At 57.4% G+C, this 17,759-nt stretch carries 15 protein-coding genes; 7 read left to right on the top strand and 8 right to left on the bottom strand.

The window, feature by feature from the left end; genetic code table 11:
* Nucleotides 1-80: 80 nt before the first annotated feature.
* The 3 genes from topA to plsY form a co-directional block, all read right to left on the bottom strand.
* Complete coding sequence (topA, locus tag AACZ86_RS06780; RefSeq protein ID WP_339690653.1) at nucleotides 81-2,675, bottom strand: type I DNA topoisomerase; 2,595 nt, start codon at nucleotides 2,673-2,675, stop codon at nucleotides 81-83.
* Between the two features lie 123 nt (nucleotides 2,676-2,798).
* The gene (gene dprA, locus AACZ86_RS06775; RefSeq protein ID WP_339690651.1) at nucleotides 2,799-3,917 is read right to left on the bottom strand and encodes a DNA-processing protein DprA; all 1,119 of its coding nucleotides are present in this window, start codon (nucleotides 3,915-3,917) and stop codon (nucleotides 2,799-2,801) included.
* Nucleotides 3,918-3,935: 18 nt separating this feature from the next.
* Nucleotides 3,936-4,529: a glycerol-3-phosphate 1-O-acyltransferase PlsY gene (gene plsY / locus AACZ86_RS06770; RefSeq protein ID WP_339690649.1), complete on the bottom strand. Its 594-nt coding sequence runs from the start codon at nucleotides 4,527-4,529 to the stop codon at nucleotides 3,936-3,938.
* A 153-nt stretch (nucleotides 4,530-4,682) separates the two neighbouring features.
* Here plsY and murI point away from each other — a divergent pair, with 153 nt between their 5' ends.
* Entirely contained in the window at nucleotides 4,683-5,495 is an 813-nt protein-coding gene (gene murI, locus AACZ86_RS06765; protein WP_339690647.1) for a glutamate racemase, read from the top strand.
* 117 nt (nucleotides 5,496-5,612) lie between these two features.
* A complete protein-coding gene (gene hemA / locus AACZ86_RS06760; RefSeq protein ID WP_339690646.1) occupies nucleotides 5,613-6,833 on the top strand; it encodes a 5-aminolevulinate synthase in 1,221 nt (406 codons plus the stop codon).
* Nucleotides 6,834-7,175: 342 nt separating this feature from the next.
* Here hemA and AACZ86_RS06755 read toward each other — a convergent pair whose 3' ends face one another.
* The gene (locus AACZ86_RS06755; protein ID WP_339690643.1) at nucleotides 7,176-8,159 is read right to left on the bottom strand and encodes a threonine/serine dehydratase; all 984 of its coding nucleotides are present in this window, start codon (nucleotides 8,157-8,159) and stop codon (nucleotides 7,176-7,178) included.
* 53 nt (nucleotides 8,160-8,212) lie between these two features.
* Here AACZ86_RS06755 and AACZ86_RS06750 point away from each other — a divergent pair, with 53 nt between their 5' ends.
* From AACZ86_RS06750 to AACZ86_RS06730, 5 genes are all read left to right on the top strand, one after another.
* The gene (locus tag AACZ86_RS06750; RefSeq protein ID WP_339690642.1) at nucleotides 8,213-9,430 is read left to right on the top strand and encodes a saccharopine dehydrogenase family protein; all 1,218 of its coding nucleotides are present in this window, start codon (nucleotides 8,213-8,215) and stop codon (nucleotides 9,428-9,430) included.
* Between the two features lies 1 nt (nucleotide 9,431).
* Nucleotides 9,432-10,601, top strand: coding sequence for a carboxynorspermidine decarboxylase (locus AACZ86_RS06745; protein WP_339690640.1), 1,170 nt, complete (start codon nucleotides 9,432-9,434; stop codon nucleotides 10,599-10,601).
* Between the two features lie 147 nt (nucleotides 10,602-10,748).
* A complete protein-coding gene (locus AACZ86_RS06740) occupies nucleotides 10,749-11,948 on the top strand; it encodes a type III PLP-dependent enzyme (RefSeq protein ID WP_339690638.1) in 1,200 nt (399 codons plus the stop codon).
* A 76-nt stretch (nucleotides 11,949-12,024) separates the two neighbouring features.
* The gene (locus tag AACZ86_RS06735; protein ID WP_339690636.1) at nucleotides 12,025-12,456 is read left to right on the top strand and encodes an MAPEG family protein; all 432 of its coding nucleotides are present in this window, start codon (nucleotides 12,025-12,027) and stop codon (nucleotides 12,454-12,456) included.
* A gap of 30 nt (nucleotides 12,457-12,486) precedes the next feature.
* Nucleotides 12,487-12,918: an MAPEG family protein gene (locus tag AACZ86_RS06730; protein WP_339690634.1), complete on the top strand. Its 432-nt coding sequence runs from the start codon at nucleotides 12,487-12,489 to the stop codon at nucleotides 12,916-12,918.
* A 42-nt stretch (nucleotides 12,919-12,960) separates the two neighbouring features.
* On the opposite strand, the gene AACZ86_RS06725 is transcribed toward AACZ86_RS06730, so the two are convergent.
* The 4 genes from AACZ86_RS06725 to ilvD are packed head-to-tail and all read right to left on the bottom strand — an operon-like array spanning nucleotide 12,961 to nucleotide 17,735.
* The gene (locus AACZ86_RS06725) at nucleotides 12,961-14,169 is read right to left on the bottom strand and encodes a class I SAM-dependent RNA methyltransferase (protein ID WP_339690632.1); all 1,209 of its coding nucleotides are present in this window, start codon (nucleotides 14,167-14,169) and stop codon (nucleotides 12,961-12,963) included.
* Nucleotides 14,166-15,548, bottom strand: a complete 1,383-nt coding sequence (locus AACZ86_RS06720) for an NAD(P)H-hydrate dehydratase (protein WP_339690631.1) — start codon at nucleotides 15,546-15,548, stop codon at nucleotides 14,166-14,168. The genes AACZ86_RS06725 and AACZ86_RS06720 overlap by 4 nt, the downstream gene beginning before the upstream one ends.
* Before the next feature lie 29 nt (nucleotides 15,549-15,577).
* A complete protein-coding gene (locus tag AACZ86_RS06715) occupies nucleotides 15,578-16,027 on the bottom strand; it encodes a hypothetical protein (RefSeq protein ID WP_339690630.1) in 450 nt (149 codons plus the stop codon).
* Nucleotides 16,014-17,735, bottom strand: a complete 1,722-nt coding sequence (gene ilvD / locus AACZ86_RS06710; RefSeq protein ID WP_339690628.1) for a dihydroxy-acid dehydratase — start codon at nucleotides 17,733-17,735, stop codon at nucleotides 16,014-16,016. Before ilvD ends, AACZ86_RS06715 begins: the two co-directional genes overlap by 14 nt.
* Nucleotides 17,736-17,759: the final 24 nt, after the last annotated feature.

Genomic DNA, 17,759 nt, shown 5'->3' with positions numbered 1-17,759 from the left:
ACTATAATGAGCTACCTGCGCCATGATTGCAAAAACCGATAGTTTCGACGAACCCATCCCGGGGCCTTCCAAAGTCAATTCTATACTTCTTTGGCCTTAGCCGGAGCTTTCTTGGCGGCAGGCTTCTTTTTTGCTGCCGGCTTTTTCTTCGCAGCGGGCTTTTTCTTGGCGGCCGGCTTCTTCTTCGGTGCCGCCTTCTTTGCCCGTTTTTTGGCGGGGCCCTTGGCGGCACGATCGTCAATCAGCTGCGCTGCTTCTTCCAGCGTCAACTGATCCTTGTCGACCGTCTTGGGCAAGGACGCGTTGGTCGTACCATCAGTGACATAAGGACCAAAGCGGCCGTCCATCAGTTTGATCTCTTCCTCGGTGCGCGGATGCTTGCCCATGATCTTGAGCGGCTCCATCTTGCCGCGACCGCGACCACCGCCGTTTTTCGCGGCGTCCGCCAATTTGGCGACGGCAGCGTTCATACCGATTTCAAATACTTCCACCGTATTCTCGAGCCGCGCCGATTTACCATTGTGGCTCAGATAGGGACCATAGCGCCCTATTTGTGCTGTCACCGGCTCGCTGGTTTCGGGATGGATACCGACTTCGCGCGGCAGCGACAGAAGCTTGACCGCCCATTCAAGCCCGAAATCTTCCGCCGGGATATCCTTGGGAATAGACGAGCGCTTGGCTTCCTTGCCCTCGCCTTTTTCGACATAGGGTCCGAAACGGCCTACCTTTCTGGTGATCTTTTCATCGCTGTCGGGATCAACGCCCAGTTCCTGCGGCCCTTCATCCTCGTCGGCATTGGCGCCGCCACCCTGCGCAAAACGCCGGGTGAACTTGCACTCGGGATAGTTGGAGCAGGCGACAAAAGCGCCGAACCTGCCACCGCGCAAGGCCAGCTTGCCTTCGTTACAGCGCGGGCATAGCCGGGGATCGCTGCCATCTTCCTTTTCCGGGAAAAGATAATCCCCCAGGAACGTGTCCAGCTCTGCCGTCACTTCCGACGGCAATTTTTCCATTACTTCGACGGTCTTTGGTTTGAAGTCATGCCAGAACGCTTCGAGAATGGCTTGCCATTGCGCGCGACCGCCGCTGACTTCATCCAGCTCGTCTTCAAGCGCGGAGGTGTAATCATAGGCTACGTAGCGATCAAAAAACCGCTCGAGAAATCCGGTCAGCAAGCGTCCGCTTTCCTCCGCAAAGAAACGGTTTTTCTCGATCCGGACATAGGCACGGTCTTTTAGTGTCTTGATGATCGAGGCATAGGTCGATGGTCGGCCGATGCCCAGTTCTTCCATCTTCTTGACCAGACTGGCTTCGCTGTAGCGCGGCGGCGGCTGGGTAAAATGCTGGGACGCATCGACGGATTTTTTCGCCGGACTGTCACCCTTGGACATTGCTGGCAACAAGCCACCATCTTCATCCTTGTCGTCGTCGCGACCTTCTTCGTAAAGCGCAAGAAAGCCGGGAAATTTCACGACCTGCCCGTTCGCTCTCAGACCGGTTTTACCGGTTCCGTCGAGCATCTCGACGGTGGTCCGTTCGAGCCGGGCGGAAGCCATCTGGCTGGCCATCGCTCGCTTCAGAATGAGATCGTAGAGCTTCGCGTGGTCGCCGCTGCCGACGGTTTTCTTGGTAAAGCTGGTAGGACGGATGGCTTCATGCGCTTCCTGCGCATTTTTTGCCTTGGACTTGTAGATACGCGGGCTGTCCGGAACATAGCTTGCGTCATAGCGATCCGAGATTGCCTTGCGCGCTTCCGAAATGGCACTGCCGTCCATCTGCACACCATCGGTACGCATATAGGTGATTGCGCCATCTTCATAAAGTTGCTGGGCAATCCGCATGGTATGACTGGCTGAATAACCGAGTTTACGAGCTGCTTCCTGCTGCAGGGTCGACGTCGTGAACGGCGGCGGCGGGTTGCGGGTCAGCGGCTTGGTTTCGATCGTTTCAATGGTGAACAAGCCGTTTTCGACTGCGGTCTTGGCCAGCATCGCCTGACCTTCGTTGGCCAGATCCATCTTGCCGAGCTTCTTGCCGTCATGGATTGTCAGCCGGGCTTCAAAAGCCTGACCGCCCTGCTCCATTTGTGCAGTGACCGACCAATATTCCTGCGGTTTGAATATCTCGATTTCGCGTTCCCGCTCGACGATAAGGCGGAGCGAGACGGATTGTACCCGGCCCGCGGATTTCGCGCCCGGAAGCTTGCGCCACAAGACCGGTGACAGGGTGAAGCCGACCAGATAATCCAGGGCGCGGCGTGCGCGATAGGCGTCGATCAGATCCTCGTCCAATGCCCGCGGATGAGCCATGGCTTCGGTCACGGCAGCCTTGGTGATGGCATTGAAGGTCACACGATCGACCTTTTCCGGAAGCGCCTTTTTGTTACGCAATACCTCCTGAACATGCCAGCTAATCGCTTCCCCTTCGCGGTCAGGGTCGGTTGCGAGAATTAATCGCGTCGCTTTTTTCGACTCGGCGGTAATCTCTTTGAGCTGCTTGGCTTTGTCGGGATAGTTCTGCCAGGTCATGGAGAAGCCATCGTCCGGATCGACCGAACCATCTTTGGGCGGAAGGTCACGAATATGGCCGTAGGAAGCCAATACCTTGAAATCCGATCCCAGATATTTCTCAATGGTTTTGGCTTTGGCGGGGGACTCGACAATTACTAGCTGCATATGTTCCGATTTTCTTTGTTCTCACGTATACGCGCGAGGCTGTGACAGGGATTAGGCTTAGGTCAAGGCCCTGATTGAAGTTTTTTGTCAATGGCGATGAAAATTTAGCGCGGCGGACTGCAGCTAGCTCGACAGGCTTACACGGGCGCCGGCATGGCGTGCCAGGCGGCCAGCAAGTTCCAGTTCCAGCAACGCGAATTGTACCGAAGACGGGGACATTCCGGATTGCCGGACGAGCTCGTCAACGGCCACCGGAGTCACGCTGAGCAAGGGCAATAGTGAGGTACCGTCCAGGCTTTGAGCATCAGAAAGATCGGCTGCGTCGATATTTGAAAATTTACAATTGCGCGAAATTTCATCGCAGCGGACGTTGGATTCCGCCCGTTCATCGAAATGGCGGACCAATTCCAGGACATCATTGGCTGACTGGACCAGATTAGCTCCATCGCGGATCAGCATGTTGCAGCCCCTCGACCTGGGATCGAGCGGAGAACCGGGAATCGCCATGACCTGTCGTCCCGCCTCGGCCGCCAGTCTTGCCGTAATCAGCGAACCGGAACGCGGCGCGGCCTCGACAACCACGGTGCCTCTGGCCAGCCCGGCAATGATCCGGTTGCGATAGGGAAAATGTCTGGCGCGCGGTTCAGTGCCCGGTGGCTGTTCGGCCAATAGCAGCCCGTGTTCGGCAATCGACCGCTGCAGATCCATATTTTCCGGAGGATAGAATATGTCCAAACCGCCAGCAATAATCCCGATTGTCGCCTTCCCGAGCGAGCCTTGATGGGCTGCGGTATCGATGCCCTTGGCCAATCCGGATACAATCGCGACACCCGCCTCGACCAGACTATTGGCAAGGTCCCGGGCAAAGCGGCACGCGGCCGCAGAGGCGTTTCGTGCGCCGACCATGGCTACGATCGGACGGTCCAGAAGCTCCCGCCGCCCGCGCCAGATCAATGCCGGTGGTGGATTGGCCAGTTCAGCCAGAAGGGACGGATAGGCATCATCGCCAAGAAAGAGAAACCGGGCGCCCAGTTTGTGCACCGCTTTTATTTCGGAGGTGATATGCTTCTCGTCAGCAATCCGTGGCGGTCGTCCGCCGCCCCGTGCAGCCAGATCGGGAATGGCCTCCAGCGCGCGCGCTGCGGAACCGTATCTTCTGATCAATTGCTGATAGGTAACGGGTCCGACATTTTCGGATCGGATAAGCCGGAGCCGGTCAAACGCTTCCTGGCTTTCTCCCATTGTCTTCAAGCCTTTTATTCATGCCTTTTTAGACGCTCCGATTTTCGGCTCTTCGCCGGCGATCAAACGTTCGATATTGGAGCGATGCTTCCACAACACCAGCAGGGCCAGACCAATGAACATGGGAATCATACCTGATTCTCCCAAGACGAAGGCCGCGATCGGCACAGATATGGCGGCGAGCATTCCTCCCACCGACGAATAGCGCCACAGCGCAACCGAGCCAAGCCATGTGACCGCAAATATCAACCCTGCAGAAGGGATCAGGGCGGTTACGACACCAAGCAGGGTCGCAACCCCCTTGCCGCCGCTAAACCTCAGCCAGACGGGGTAAAGATGGCCGAGAAAAGCGCCAAGCCCGGCCAGCACGCCCAGTCCGTCGGAAAGCTGCATGGCCAGATAGACCGCTGCATATCCCTTGCCGATATCGAGCAACAGGGTCAGGGCCGCCAGCGCCTTGTTACCCGAGCGCAATACATTGGTCGCGCCGATATTACCCGACCCCGTTTGGCGCAAATCACCGCCGCCGGTCAGGCGTGTCAACACAAGTCCAAAGGGAATCGAGCCCAGCAAATAGCCGAACAACAACGCCAATATTGGTTCTACCCACATAGACTGCACTGAAATTACCCCTTGTTGTGTTCGCGCTATATTCACAGCCGATATTGGGCAAGCATTTCGTCACGAAAAACGGTCAAGGCCAAACATCTGTCAGACGAACCGAAGCAGTTGCCGTCCCCGTGCAATTCTGGCTATGGACAAAGAATGACAGAAGCACAGATTGCCGAATGCCCTCCCCTGTTATTTTTCGACACTGGCGTCGGGGGATTGTCGGTGTTGCGCGAAACGATCAAGCTGCTGCCGCATGCGCCGATTGTCTATGCCGCGGACTATGCCGGCCTGCCCTATGGCATGAAGTCGGAAGCGGAACTGGCCGCGCGGGTTCCGGCACTTCTGGGTCGACTCGTCGAGCGCTATAAGCCGATATTGGCGACGATAGCCTGCAACACTGCCTCGACCATCGCGCTGGATCATGTCCGGTCGGCTTTGAATATTCCGGTCGTCGGGACTGTACCCGCGATCAAACCCGCCAGCATGTTGACCAAAACCGGCGTTATCGGCCTGCTGGGAACCCGCGCCACTATCCGGCAACCTTATGTAGACAGGCTTGCCGCCGATTTCGCATCCGACAAGATATTGCTTCGCCATGCTGCTCCCGATCTCGTCTATGCCGCAGAAGCCAAGCTGCGCGGAGAAACACCGGATCCGCGGGTAATCAGGGAGGCCATGGAGGGGTTGACGGACCAGCCGGACGGCGCGCAGATCGATACCGTCATTCTCGCCTGCACCCATTTTCCGCTATTGCGCGACGAATTGTCCGAGGCCGCCAAGCGGCCGATCCAGTTCATCGATGGCGCGGAGGGAATTGCCCGGCGTATCGCCTATCTTACCAAAGAGATAGATTGGCCGGCTGCTGGTCGGGAAGGAATATTTGTTACGACCGGAGCGCTGAACGATATAGAAGCCTATCGGCCGACTATTGCTCAATATGGCATCCAGCGGTTCGAAACCCTCTAACACTATGGCAGGCAACTCTTATTGCGAGTGGTTCGCGCTGGAAATTCCGCGGAAAGGCCGCTAAGGGCCATTTCAAGACAACCGCAAAAACAGATTTGACGCAGGATTTGGTATACAGTGGATTACGACAAGATTTTTTCGCAAGCGATTGACCGGCTGCACGCCGAAGGACGCTATCGGGTATTCATCGACATTTTGCGCAACAAGGGTTCGTTCCCGAACGCCCGCTGTTTCGCGCATCACAACGGACCGCAACCGGTCACCGTCTGGTGCTCCAATGATTATCTGGCGATGGGCCAGCATCCCGATGTTATCGTTGCAATGGAAGAAGCTTTGCACAATGTCGGCGCCGGTTCTGGCGGCACCCGCAATATCGGCGGCAACACACATTATCATATCCAGCTCGAGCGGGAACTGGCCGACTGGCATAATAAATCCGGCGCGCTGCTCTTCACCTCCGGCTATGTATCCAACGAAGCGACGCTGTCGACGCTTACCAAAATCCTGCCGGGCTGCATCATCTTTTCCGACGAGCTGAATCATGCCTCGATGATCGCGGGAATCAAGAACAGCGGCTGCGAGAAACGGGTTTTCCGGCACAATGACCTCGAGCATCTTGAAGAATTGCTGGCCGCAGAAGATCCGGAAGCGCCCAAGCTGATCGCCTTTGAAAGCATTTATTCGATGGACGGCGATATTGCGCCATTGCACGCGATCTGCGATCTGGCTGACAAATATAATGCGCTCACCTATTGCGATGAAGTGCATGCTGTCGGCATGTACGGCGAACGCGGTGGCGGTATTTCGGAACGCGACAAGGCCGCCGACCGCATTACGATCATCGAAGGCACGCTGGCCAAGGCCGTTGGCGTCATGGGCGGCTATATCACCGCTGACCAGAAGATTGTCGACGTGATCCGTTCCTATGCCCCCGGGTTCATCTTCACCACCAGCCTGTCTCCGGTGCTTGTAGCGGGCGCTCTGGCCAGTATCCGTCACCTCAAACAGTCGAGCGCGGAACGCGATGGCCAACAGGCCGCTGCGCAGAAGCTCAAGGACCTGTTTGCCGAGGCGGGCCTGCCGGTGATGGACTCAACCACGCATATCGTTCCACTGCTGGTCGGAGATCCGGTCAAGGCCAAGAAAATCAGCGATATATTGCTCGCGGAATATGGCGTCTATGTTCAGCCGATCAACTATCCCACCGTACCGCGCGGCCTCGAACGCCTGCGGTTTACACCCGGTCCGGCCCATAGCGAGGCGATGATGGTTGATCTGACCAAGGCGCTGGTCGAAATCTGGAGCCGGATGGATCTCGAACGGGCGATCGCCGCCTAGTTTTCGGATCAGGATTCCCGCATTATAGTGAAATTATCGGGCCAATTTCCCGATTGAAGTTCGCTGCTTTCGCCGCGCGATAAAAATCCGCAGGAACTTTACACAGGCGCGCGTTTTTCTTTTCTGTAATCTTTGGCTCCAGCACGCAGAATTCCGGCCATTTTCGTTCCGACGCTTGTCGGCGCGTGTCATCTTCCGAACCAGCGTCAAAATCCGGAGGGTTTCGCGCTCGGACGGGCGGTGGCGCTATCGTGGATCCAAAATGTCAAAGAGCCTGAATCAAAACCGCCATAGGATAGGCGGTCAGGGCCGGTGTAGGAAAGAATTATCAGGCCCTAGGCCCTAGCCACCCGCGATGATTTCCGCGAACCGCTGACGATCTACATTGCCACCGGACAGGGTGATGGCCGTCCGGTCGGTCAGCCCGACCTTGCCGGCAAGAATTGCGGCCAGCGCAACGGCACCGCCCGGTTCAACGACCAGGCGCAATTTCCCGAATGCGACCCGCATCGCGTGATGCACTTCAGCGGTGGAAACGGCGATCCCTGTCGCGTTGCGATCTTTCAGAATATTGAACGTGATTGGCGCAACGCTGAGCGTTTGCAGTGCGTCACAATCGGTGGGGGGCGGGTTATCCCCTACCGGCACGATCGCTCCGCCTTCCAGCGACCGTTTCATGTCATCCCAGCCTTCCGGCTCGACAACCAGAATTTTGGCATCGGGATTGGCCAGAGCCGTGCCGCTGGCGAGGCCACCACCGCCGCAACAGATGACCAGCTGATCCGGCTGATACCCGGTTCGTGCCAGCATCTGCTCGCGTATCTCGATACCGCAACTGCCCTGCCCCTCGACGATCCACGGGTCATCAAAGCTGGGCACCACGATGGCGCCGGTTTCCTGCGCCAGATCAGCCGCCAATTGCACCCGGTCACCGCTCATCCGGTCGTAGGTGATGACCTTGGACCCCATTGCTCTGGTGTTCTCCAGTTTCGCTTTGGGTGCATCCTCTGGCATGATGATCGTTGCCGATATATCCAGTTCCCGGGCAGCCCATGCCACGCCCTGCGCGTGATTGCCGCTGGAGAATCCGATGACACCTCGCTTTTTTTGGTGGTCGTCAAGGTCGGTCAGCCTGTGCCAGCCACCGCGGATCTTGAACGCGCCGATCGGTTGGAGACTTTCCGCCTTGCACCAGATCGTTGTGCCGTCGACTTCGAGCGGCAATAGGGGTGTGGGCGGCAATATCGCGGCGATTTTCTGTGCAGCTCGCTCCACCCCCGCCAGAGTGGGTTGCCGTTGCGGGTCCATCAGGTCTTGCTCTGTCATAGTCTCTCCCTATATGCGGGTTTCTCGTTTCTCCAGCATTTAGAGTGAAAATCATGGGTAAAATTTTGGTGATCGGCGCCGGCGGCGTCAGTTCGGTAGCAGTGCATAAGATGGCTCAGCTGATTGCGGCGGGCGATGGCCCCTTTAGCGAGATCATCTTGGCCAGCCGAACCTTGTCGAAATGCGACGCGATTGCCGAGTCGGTCAAGCAGCGCACCGGCGTGGCGATTTCCACTTCCCAGATTGATGCCGACGATGTTCCGGCGCTGACCGCGCTGATCGAGCAGGAAAAGCCCGATCTGGTGGTCAATCTGGCGCTGCCCTATCAGGATCTGCCGATCATGGATGCGTGCCTTGCGACCAGGACCGACTATCTCGACACCGCCAATTACGAACCGCGCGATGAAGCGAAATTCGAATATAAGTGGCAGTGGGATTATCAGGACCGGTTCAAGGAGGCGGGTATCATGGCGCTGCTCGGCTCCGGCTTTGATCCGGGTGTGACCAGCATATTCACCTGCTGGCTGAAGAAGCATCATTTCGACCGGATCGACACGCTCGATATTCTCGATTGTAATGGTGGCGATCATGGCCAGCATTTCGCGACCAATTTCAATCCCGAGATCAATATCCGCGAAGTTACCGCCAATTCGCGGCATTGGGAAAATGGCCAGTGGGTCGAAGGCCCGCCGCTGACGCAGAAACAGGAATTCGATTTCGAGGCCGTTGGCCCGAAGAATATGTATCTGATGTATCACGAGGAAATCGAATCGCTCAAGACGCATCTCCCGGAAATCCAGCGGATCCGCTTCTGGATGACTTTTGGCGACGCTTATCTGACCCATCTCGAAGTGCTGCAAAATGTCGGCATGACGCGGATTGATCCGGTGATGTATGAAGGACGCGAGATTATTCCGCTGCAGTTTCTGAAAGCGGTATTGCCGGAACCGGCGAGCCTCGGCGAGACGACCAAGGGAAATACCAATATCGGTGTGATTGCGACCGGCGTGAAAGACGGCGTTCAAAAGACGCTCTACGTCAAGAATATCTGCAGCCATGAAGCGGCATTCGAGGAAACCGGCAATCAGGGTGTCAGCTACACCACCGGCGTCCCGGCGATGATCGGCGCGGCGATGATGTTGTCCGGCCAGTGGAAGGGCGACGGCGTTTTCAACATGGAAGAATTCGATCCGGACCCGTTCATGGCAATGCTGAACCAGCATGGTCTGCCGTGGACATTGGAAGAATTGGAAGCACCTTTGGCGTTCTAGGATGGAGACCAAGGCTGGCGATCCCGGCGCTTTTGCGCATTTTGATTTGGCACGAGTGCCCTCGCCTGCCTTTGTCGTCGACGAAGTCGCGGTGCGGCGGAATTTGGAAATTCTGGCTGATATCAGGGGGCGCTCCGGCGCCAAGGTCCTGCTGGCGCTCAAGGCTTTTTCTATGTGGTCACTGGCCCCATTGATCGACGAATATCTCGATGGCTATTGCGCTTCCGGCCTGTGGGAGGCGCGGCTTGCCAAGGAGCATTTTAACGGGCCGATCAGCACTTATTCGCCTGCCTATAAGGCAGAGGATTTGGCCGAACTATGCGGGATTTCCGAGCATATCACCTTCAACAATCCGGCGCAGATCGAGCGGTGGAAAAATACTTTTAATCAGAGTCTTGAACTTGATAGTTCAGAAATTGGCTTAAGAATTAATCCGCAAATCCCACTGGGCGAGACGGAGAAATATGATCCGAGCCAGCCGCATAGCCGGCTGGGCTTCCCGATCAGCCAGTTGCAGCCCGACCATTTCCAGCATCTCTCTGGCATCCACTTCCACAATCTCTGCGAACAGGGTTTCGATGCTCTGCAGAGGACCTGGGAGAAAATCGAGCCGATTATCGCGCCACATTTCGGCACGCTGAAGTGGATCAATCTTGGCGGCGGTCATCATATTACGCGCGACGATTATGACCGGGACGCGCTGGTCGGCTTCCTGAAGGACCTAAAAGCCAGATCCGGCTGTGCCATCTATCTCGAGCCGGGCGAAGCCGTGGCGCTGGATGCCGGCATATTGGTCGGCGAGATTCTGGATGTGTTCGACAACGGCATGCCAGTCGGGATCACCGATATTTCGGCCACCTGCCATATGCCGGACGTTATCGAGGCACCCTATCGCCCTGCCATGCTCGGAGAACGCTTGGAAGGCCCAGCTATTCGACTCGGTGGGCCGAGCTGCCTCGCCGGGGATATCATTGGCGATTACATCCTCCCCGAAGAGCCGCATATCGGGCAGCGGATCGCGTTTCTCGACCAGGCGCATTATTCGATGGTCAAGACCAACACGTTCAACGGCGTTCCGCTGCCGTCTATCTGGCTGTGGAACAGCGAAAAAGATGAACTGAAAAGCGTAAAAAGCTTCGACTGGACGACATTTCAGGACCGTTTGAGTTAGAAAATTGACCGATCGCTGCATTTTCTCTAAATGCAGGTCTTTACAGATTAATAATGCGGCCATATAGCCGCGCCTTGCTGCCCCATGGCCGCTTGCGTATCCGCAAGGCAGCTCAATCGATCTTAGCCTATAAGGGGGTCCCTTGAGTTGCACATTTTCCATGACGCTGAGGAGCTGACGAAGGCTCTAAGCCCAGATATTCCAGTTTTGTTGAATCGGCCGCACGCAGCGCGTCGTGCCGCGCGCTATTTTGTCGATCAGTTTCCCGGCAAATCGCTCTACGCGGTCAAGGCCAATCCCTCCCCCGCCTTGCTGAAATTGCTGTGGGAAGAAGGGGTGACCCATTTCGACGTGGCTTCGATCGACGAAGTCCGTATCGCTCGCGCAGCTTTGCCCGATGCGACGCTCTGCTATATGAATCCGGTCAAGCAGCTCGCTTCGGTGCGCGAAGCCTATCGCGATCATGGCGTGCGGATTTTCTCGCTCGACAGTCTCGAAGAGCTGGAAAAAATCGAACTGGGAACCGAGCTTGCTGACGATCTGACGCTTTGCGTCCGGATCCGGGTTGCTTCCGAATTTGCTGAAATCAGCCTTGCTTCCAAATTCGGTGTCGATGTCGATGAATCGGCCGAATTGCTCCAGCGCGCGCGGCAGCGGGCCGATTGCCTCGGCATTTGTTTCCACGTCGGCAGCCAGGCGATGACGCCTCTCGCCTATGTCCATGCCCTGGAACGGGTGCGCACCGCCATTGTCGGCGCTTCGGTAACCGTCGACATCGTCAATGTCGGCGGCGGGTTTCCGTCGATCTATCCTGATCTTGAGCCGGTTTCGCTCAACCATTATTTCTCCGCGATCGACCGCACGTTCGAGGATTTGCCGATCAGCTATTCCGCCGAACTGTGGTGCGAGCCGGGCCGCGCGCTGTCAGCCGAATATAGCTCGCTGGTGGTCAAGGTCGAACGGCGCCGCGGCAACGAGCTGTTTATCAACGACGGAGCCTATGGCACCTTGTTTGACGCAGCCCATATCGGCTGGCGTTTTCCGGTTCGCCAGGTTGGCGCGGATGCAGAAAACGGCTCAACCACCGGGTTCAGCTTCTATGGTCCGACCTGTGACGACATGGATTTCATGGCCGGCCCCTTTGTCCTGCCCGATGACATCAAGGCCGGAGATTATATCGAGATCGGCATGATCGGCGCCTATGGATCGGCGATGCGGACCAAGTTCAACGGCTATGGCAGCAGCGAAGAACATGATGTCACCGACGAACCGATGGCCAGCCTCTATGTCGGCGATAATCTGGACCGGTCCGATCGCGACAATGTGGTGTCTTTCCCGACCGCCTGATCTCCAAACTAGGTTGCAATTGACAATCCTTTGCAATTGAAGCAGTTTCTCCCCCGGCTTTGGGAGATTGAGAATCATGGATATCGCTATTTTGACACCCGCTGCGGTATTGGTTCTGTGGTCACTGATCATGTTGTTGTGGATGGCGGGCACGCGATTCCCGGCGATGGCGAAATCGGGGGCGGATCTGACCAAGGCCCCGCCTGGCGGCCGGGGAAGTGATCTGGAAGGGGTGATCCCGGACAAGGTGAACTGGAAATCCCACAACTACACCCATCTGATGGAACAGCCGACGCTGTTTTACGCTACGGTGGTGATCCTTGCGATTGCCGGCGCGGGCCACGGGATGAATCTCTATCTCGCCTGGGCCTATGTCATCGTCAGGATCATCCACAGCATCTGGCAGGCGACCGTCAATCTGGTGAAGGTCCGCTTCATGCTCTTCGTGCTGTCGACGATCTGCCTGCTTGTCATGGCGATCAACGCGCTGTGGGCCACGCTCGTCTAGAGTAATGATATTAAAATAGGGGAGGAATTTATGGAGAATAGCCTGTTGCTGCAACCGATGGTTGCGCTCATTTTATGGACCATGCTGATCTGGCTGTGGATGTATGTCACGCGGATACCGGCGATGAACAAGGCCAAGATCGACACCGCCAATCTGGTCGGCGGCAATGGTGGTGATCTAGATGAACTGCTGCCACCGGAAGTACAGTGGAAGGCGCACAATTATAACCATTTGCTGACAGAACCGACGCTTTTTTACGCGATTTGTGTCGTTTTGATCCTTTCCGGACAGGATTATGGCCTTAATCTGACCATCGCCTGGATCTATGTCGGCTTGCGCGTTCTGCACAGCCTGATCCAGGTCACGGTCAACCGGGTGATATTGCGCTTTTCAGCTTTCGCGCTGTCCAGCCTGTGCATCATCGCCCTCGCCATTCACGCGGCTATCGCGGTATTCCACTAGCTCCGGTATTCCTGCGGAGGCCATTGCTTTCGCAGGAGCCCGCTAGCGGCTGAAGCTGGACACGATCTCGACATGGGTCGACCATAGAAACTGCCCGACCGGCCATACCTGGCGGAGCTTGTATCCGGCATCGCAAAGCTGCTTCGCATCTCTGGCGAAGCTGGCCGGATTGCAGCTGATATAGCAGATTTTCTCGACTTCTGATTGCGCCAGTTGCAAAATCTGTTCGCGCGCACCGGCTCTCGGCGGATCGAGAATGACTGCATCAAAGCGGTTGAGCTCTTCGGCGCTGAGCGGCCGGCGAAACAGGTCGCGATGCTCGCAGAAAATCTGACGGGAGGAATGGTTGGCCACCATTTTGAGCGCGCCCATCGTGTCGCGGGAGCCTTCGGCAGCATAGACTTTCTTGTCGTCACCGAGAGCCAGAGTGAATGTGCCCAGTCCGGCGAAGAGGTCGGCGACAAGCCGCGCGTCACCAACGGCCTCGAGCATCGCCGAAACCAGCATCTGCTGGCCATCGCGGGTGGGCTGCAAGAAAGCGCTATGCGGGAAGCTGACGGCCATTCCGCCCAAGGTGATCGTCACCGGTTCCGGCTCCCACTGGGTTTCCGGCCCATAGCCGCCATCGACGGACAGGCGCGCAAGTCCATTGGCTTTGGCGAAGTCCGATAGGGCTTCACGCTGCTCCAGACCCTCTGGCTCGTAATTGCTGATCAGCAGGTCGATCCCCTGATCGACCAGCGTCATCTCGATATTCATATCATGTTTGCGGCGCGACGCGTTTTTGAGAAACGTCCGCAGAGGCGCGAGAAGCGCGAACAGTTCGGGTGCCATGATCTCGCATTGCTGCAGATCGACGATCCGGTGGCTGCCGGCGCCGCTGAACCCTAGCTTGAACTGGTCGCCTAGCTTGGCAGCGCGGAGGCTGGCGCGGATTCTGGTTTTTGGCTCGGACACTTGTGGCGGGTGCAGGATTTCTGCCGCCAGTCCCTGACCTTCCAGTGCGTAGGCCACGCGCTCGGTGAGGAAGCGGGTGTAGCTCTCCTCATCCAGATGCTGCAGGTTGCAGCCGCCACAAGTCTGGAAATGCTGGCACGGAGGCTCGACATGATGTGGCCCCTTGATCAGGCCGCCATCTTCATTCAAGCGATCCAGCGGGGCGGAAAAGGCGACATGGCGGCCATCGGCGGTAACGCCATCACCCTTTGCGGCAACACGAAGAATCAGGTCGGGATCGGGAGTCGCGGTCATAAGCATTCCTGCAGAGTGGCGGGGAGTTGGTCGATGAGCATTTCCGGCGTGAAAGCGGGGCCAGCCAATTGTCCTGCCCTGCTGTGCAGCCATTGGCCCTCGCAGGCCGCCTTATAACCACTGATGCCCGTTGCCAAGCGACTTGCGATAATCCCGGACAACACGTCACCGCTACCCGCTGTCGACAGCCATGGACAGGATTGCGCCGATATCGATGCTTTGCCGTCCGGGCTGACGATCACGGTATCGGAGCCTTTCAGCAAAATGGAACATCCGGCTTGCCCTGCAAGTTTGCGGCTATCCTCGAGTTTGTGGTGCAAAGCATCCGGCATCAGACCGGAAAATTCTCCCGCATGGGGTGTTGCGATCGTCTCGGCAGAGCGGCCCTTCACCAGATCGGTAAATTGCGACCCGGCAACGGTGAGCGCATCGGCGTCCAGAAGCAGCGGAGCATTTGCGGCAAGCGCGGTCGTCAATAATTCCCTCGCCCGGTCATCCCTGCCCAGACCGGGCCCCAGGACAATGGCGGAGATTCGCTTGTCGGAAAGCTTGTGTTGAAGTTCGGCCATGTCCTGCACCGTCTCGACCACAATGCTGGGATGCGGCGCAACAAAGCCGGCAGGTGCAAAGATTTTGACATAGCCTGCCCCCGATTTCTGGGCGGCCATCGCCGTGAGTTGGGCTGCGCCAGGCATGGCACCAGCGACGATAGCCACCAGACCGCGGCTATATTTTTGCTCCTGCGAAGTCGGCGTGGAAATCCGGGGTTTGGTCAAAAGACCGAGATCGCTCTCTGCTGTGATGGCAATATCGATCCCGACCAGATCGCCCATTTTTGATCGCGCCGGTTCGAGAAAATGTGAGGGCTTGTATGCGCCGAGGGCGATGCATGTATCAAATGCCGGAATATCATTGAGCAGCTCGCCATGATCGGATTCGACCCCACTGGGCAGATCGATCGCAATCCGTCGCTTTGCGCCTGCAAACAGGCGTGAGAAATGGGTGAACCATTGGTCGCCGACTGCGCGAGTGAGTCCGGTGCCGAAGAGACAATCGACAAATTGCGCTGCCGGCTGCGCATCTGCGAGTATAACAGTCTTGCCTCGCCACTGCGATTTCGCATGTTGCGCTGCTTCCGTTGTCGGTTCGAGCGGCGCGGCAATGCTGACATCGACGCGTTTTTCGAGCAGCCATTGCGCGATGACATAGCCGTCTCCGCCATTATTGCCCGGACCGCACAGCACCAAAGTCGGCATATCGGCAGCAATCCGCCAGATCATTTGCGCGGCGCCCTGACCGGCCCGGCGCATCAGTTCCTGTACCGAAACACCGCTGTCGATCAACAGCTGCTCCGCCAGCTTCATTTCAGCGGCGGTCAATATATTCCCGTGGTTGAGCAAAAATGCCTCTAGTTTCCGGCTTGTGCCGGATCTTTGCTAGTCTCTGGCGCGTTCGCGGGCAAGGCTCCGGATTTTGCAGCGGACTTGATTTGCGCCGGCAGCAGATATTTGTCGGGCCCGACGCTGACCAATATCTTGCCGTCCTCGACAATCGAAATCTGGGCCTTGTCGAAACCGTCGGCGGCTTCGAGGCCGTGGCCATCGGTCAGGACGTTGAAACGACGGAAACCGCCATCGGGATGGCGGATGATCATGGTGACGCCGCCCTCACCGCTCAACCGTTCGGTAAAACAGTCTCGGGTATAGTCGCTAGCGCCATCAATCGCGCATTCGATTTTACCGTCATCACCGGCCTGATCCGCTGCCCGCTGTTCCGCGTCCGCAAGCACGGCATTGTCTGGCCGATTCTCGCAGGCGGTCAGCAACAGGGTCAGGCCGACAATATTAGATATCCGCATAGACATGTTTTTCTGCCTTGGCTCCAGGATGGGTCACCGCCCCCTGATAGGCCGGTCCCACATTTTGCGCATAACGCCACAATGCTCCTGAACCATAATCGGTTTCGCGTCGTGTAAATTTTTCTTTACGCTCCGCCAATATTGCCTCGTCGACTTCCAGATCGATGATACCCTTTTCGGCATCGATATTGATCATGTCGCCTTCCTCGATCAGACCGATAGGCCCGCCGTCGGCTGCTTCCGGACCAACGTGACCGATACAGAATCCGCGGGTTGCGCCGGAGAAACGGCCATCGGTGATCAGTGCAACCTTCTCGCCCATGCCCTGGCCGTATAGCGCAGCGGTGGTGGCCAGCATTTCGCGCATGCCGGGACCGCCTTTCGGCCCTTCGTTGCGAATGACGACAACCGCGCCTTCCTTGATCTCGCGTTTTTCGACGCAAGCGAAGGCGTCTTCCTCGCATTCGAACACCTGGGCCGGACCACGGAATTGCAGACGCGCCATGCCGGCGACTTTGACGATAGCACCTTCTGGCGCCAGCGAGCCGCGCAGGCCGACTACGCCGCCGGTGGCGGTGATCGCGTGCTGGACGTCATAGATAACCTTCTGGTCGGGGTTCCAGACTATTTCCTCGATATTCTCGCCCAGGGTCTTGCCGGTGACGGTAATACAATCGCCGTTGATCAGGCCGTTATCCATCATCGTCTTCATCAGCATGTAGACGCCGCCGGCATCATGCATGTCCTTGGCGACATATTTGCCGCCCGGCTTCAGGTCTGCCAGATAAGGCGTGGTCTTGAAGATTTCAGCAACGTCGAACAGGTCAAAGTCGATTCCCGCTTCGCAGGCCATCGCCGGCAGATGCAAGGCGGCGTTGGTCGAACCACCGGTGGCGGCGACCACGCGGGCGGCGTTGATGAAAGCGTCCCTGGTGCAGATATCGCGCGGCCGCAGGTTTAGCTCGATCAGGTTCATGATCTGGCGGCCCGCTGCCCGCGCCATATCGTCGCGGGTTTCATAAGGTGCTGGCGCCATATTGCTGTTCGGCAGCGACAGGCCGATCGCCTCGGCGACGCAGGCCATGGTGTTGGCGGTAAACTGGCCACCGCAAGCGCCGTGACCCGGACAAGCGACTTTTTCGAGTTCGATCAGCTCCTGCAACGGGCAATTGCCGGCGCTATGCTGACCGACGGCTTCGAATACATCGACGACGGTTACGTCCTTGTCATGGAAACGGCCCGGAAGGATCGAGCCGCCATAGACGAAGATCGACGGGACATTGAGCCGCAGCATCGCCATCATCATGCCCGGCAGGCTCTTGTCACAACCGGCATATCCGATAACCGCGTCATAGCAGTGGCCGCGGACGCTCAACTCGACGCTGTCGGCGATGACTTCGCGCGACACCAGCGAGGCTTTCATGCCCTGATGACCCATGGCAATGCCGTCAGTGACGGTGATCGTGTTGAACCGTCGCGGCGTACCGCCGGCTTCAATTACGCCTTCGCGCGCAATATCGGCCTGACCGTCGAGCAATGTATTGCATGGAGCGCTGTCATTGCCCGCCGAGGCGATGCCGACAAACGGCTTGGCAATATCTTCTTCGGTCATGCCCATCGCATAATAATAGCTGCGCTGGGGGGCGCGTTCCGGTCCAACACTGACGTGACGGCTTGGCAAACGGGACTTGTCGAATCTGTTGGTCATTCTGGCTTCCAATATGGCTAATTC

Source organism: uncultured Parasphingorhabdus sp. (assembly GCF_963975735.1).
Lineage (GTDB): Bacteria > Pseudomonadota > Alphaproteobacteria > Sphingomonadales > Sphingomonadaceae > Parasphingorhabdus.
The sequence above is the reverse complement of the archived record's forward strand: the minus strand, read 5'-3'. Positions and strand labels throughout refer to the sequence as shown.

Excerpts from the sequence above, each read along its gene's own strand:
- AACZ86_RS06730 (WP_339690634.1), top strand. The coding sequence starts at position 12,487 with ATGGAGAATAGCCTGTTGCTGCAACCGATGGTTGCGCTCATTTTATGG.
- murI (WP_339690647.1), top strand. The coding sequence starts at position 4,683 with ATGACAGAAGCACAGATTGCCGAATGCCCTCCCCTGTTATTTTTCGAC.
- topA (WP_339690653.1), bottom strand. The coding sequence starts at position 2,675 with ATGCAGCTAGTAATTGTCGAGTCCCCCGCCAAAGCCAAAACCATTGAG.
- dprA (WP_339690651.1), bottom strand. The coding sequence starts at position 3,917 with ATGGGAGAAAGCCAGGAAGCGTTTGACCGGCTCCGGCTTATCCGATCC.
- AACZ86_RS06750 (WP_339690642.1), top strand. The coding sequence starts at position 8,213 with ATGGGTAAAATTTTGGTGATCGGCGCCGGCGGCGTCAGTTCGGTAGCA.
- AACZ86_RS06725 (WP_339690632.1), bottom strand. The coding sequence starts at position 14,169 with ATGACCGCGACTCCCGATCCCGACCTGATTCTTCGTGTTGCCGCAAAG.
- AACZ86_RS06755 (WP_339690643.1), bottom strand. The coding sequence starts at position 8,159 with ATGACAGAGCAAGACCTGATGGACCCGCAACGGCAACCCACTCTGGCG.
- ilvD (WP_339690628.1), bottom strand. The coding sequence starts at position 17,735 with ATGACCAACAGATTCGACAAGTCCCGTTTGCCAAGCCGTCACGTCAGT.
- AACZ86_RS06715 (WP_339690630.1), bottom strand. The coding sequence starts at position 16,027 with ATGCGGATATCTAATATTGTCGGCCTGACCCTGTTGCTGACCGCCTGC.
- plsY (WP_339690649.1), bottom strand. The coding sequence starts at position 4,529 with ATGTGGGTAGAACCAATATTGGCGTTGTTGTTCGGCTATTTGCTGGGC.
- AACZ86_RS06735 (WP_339690636.1), top strand. The coding sequence starts at position 12,025 with ATGGATATCGCTATTTTGACACCCGCTGCGGTATTGGTTCTGTGGTCA.
- AACZ86_RS06745 (WP_339690640.1), top strand. The coding sequence starts at position 9,432 with ATGGAGACCAAGGCTGGCGATCCCGGCGCTTTTGCGCATTTTGATTTG.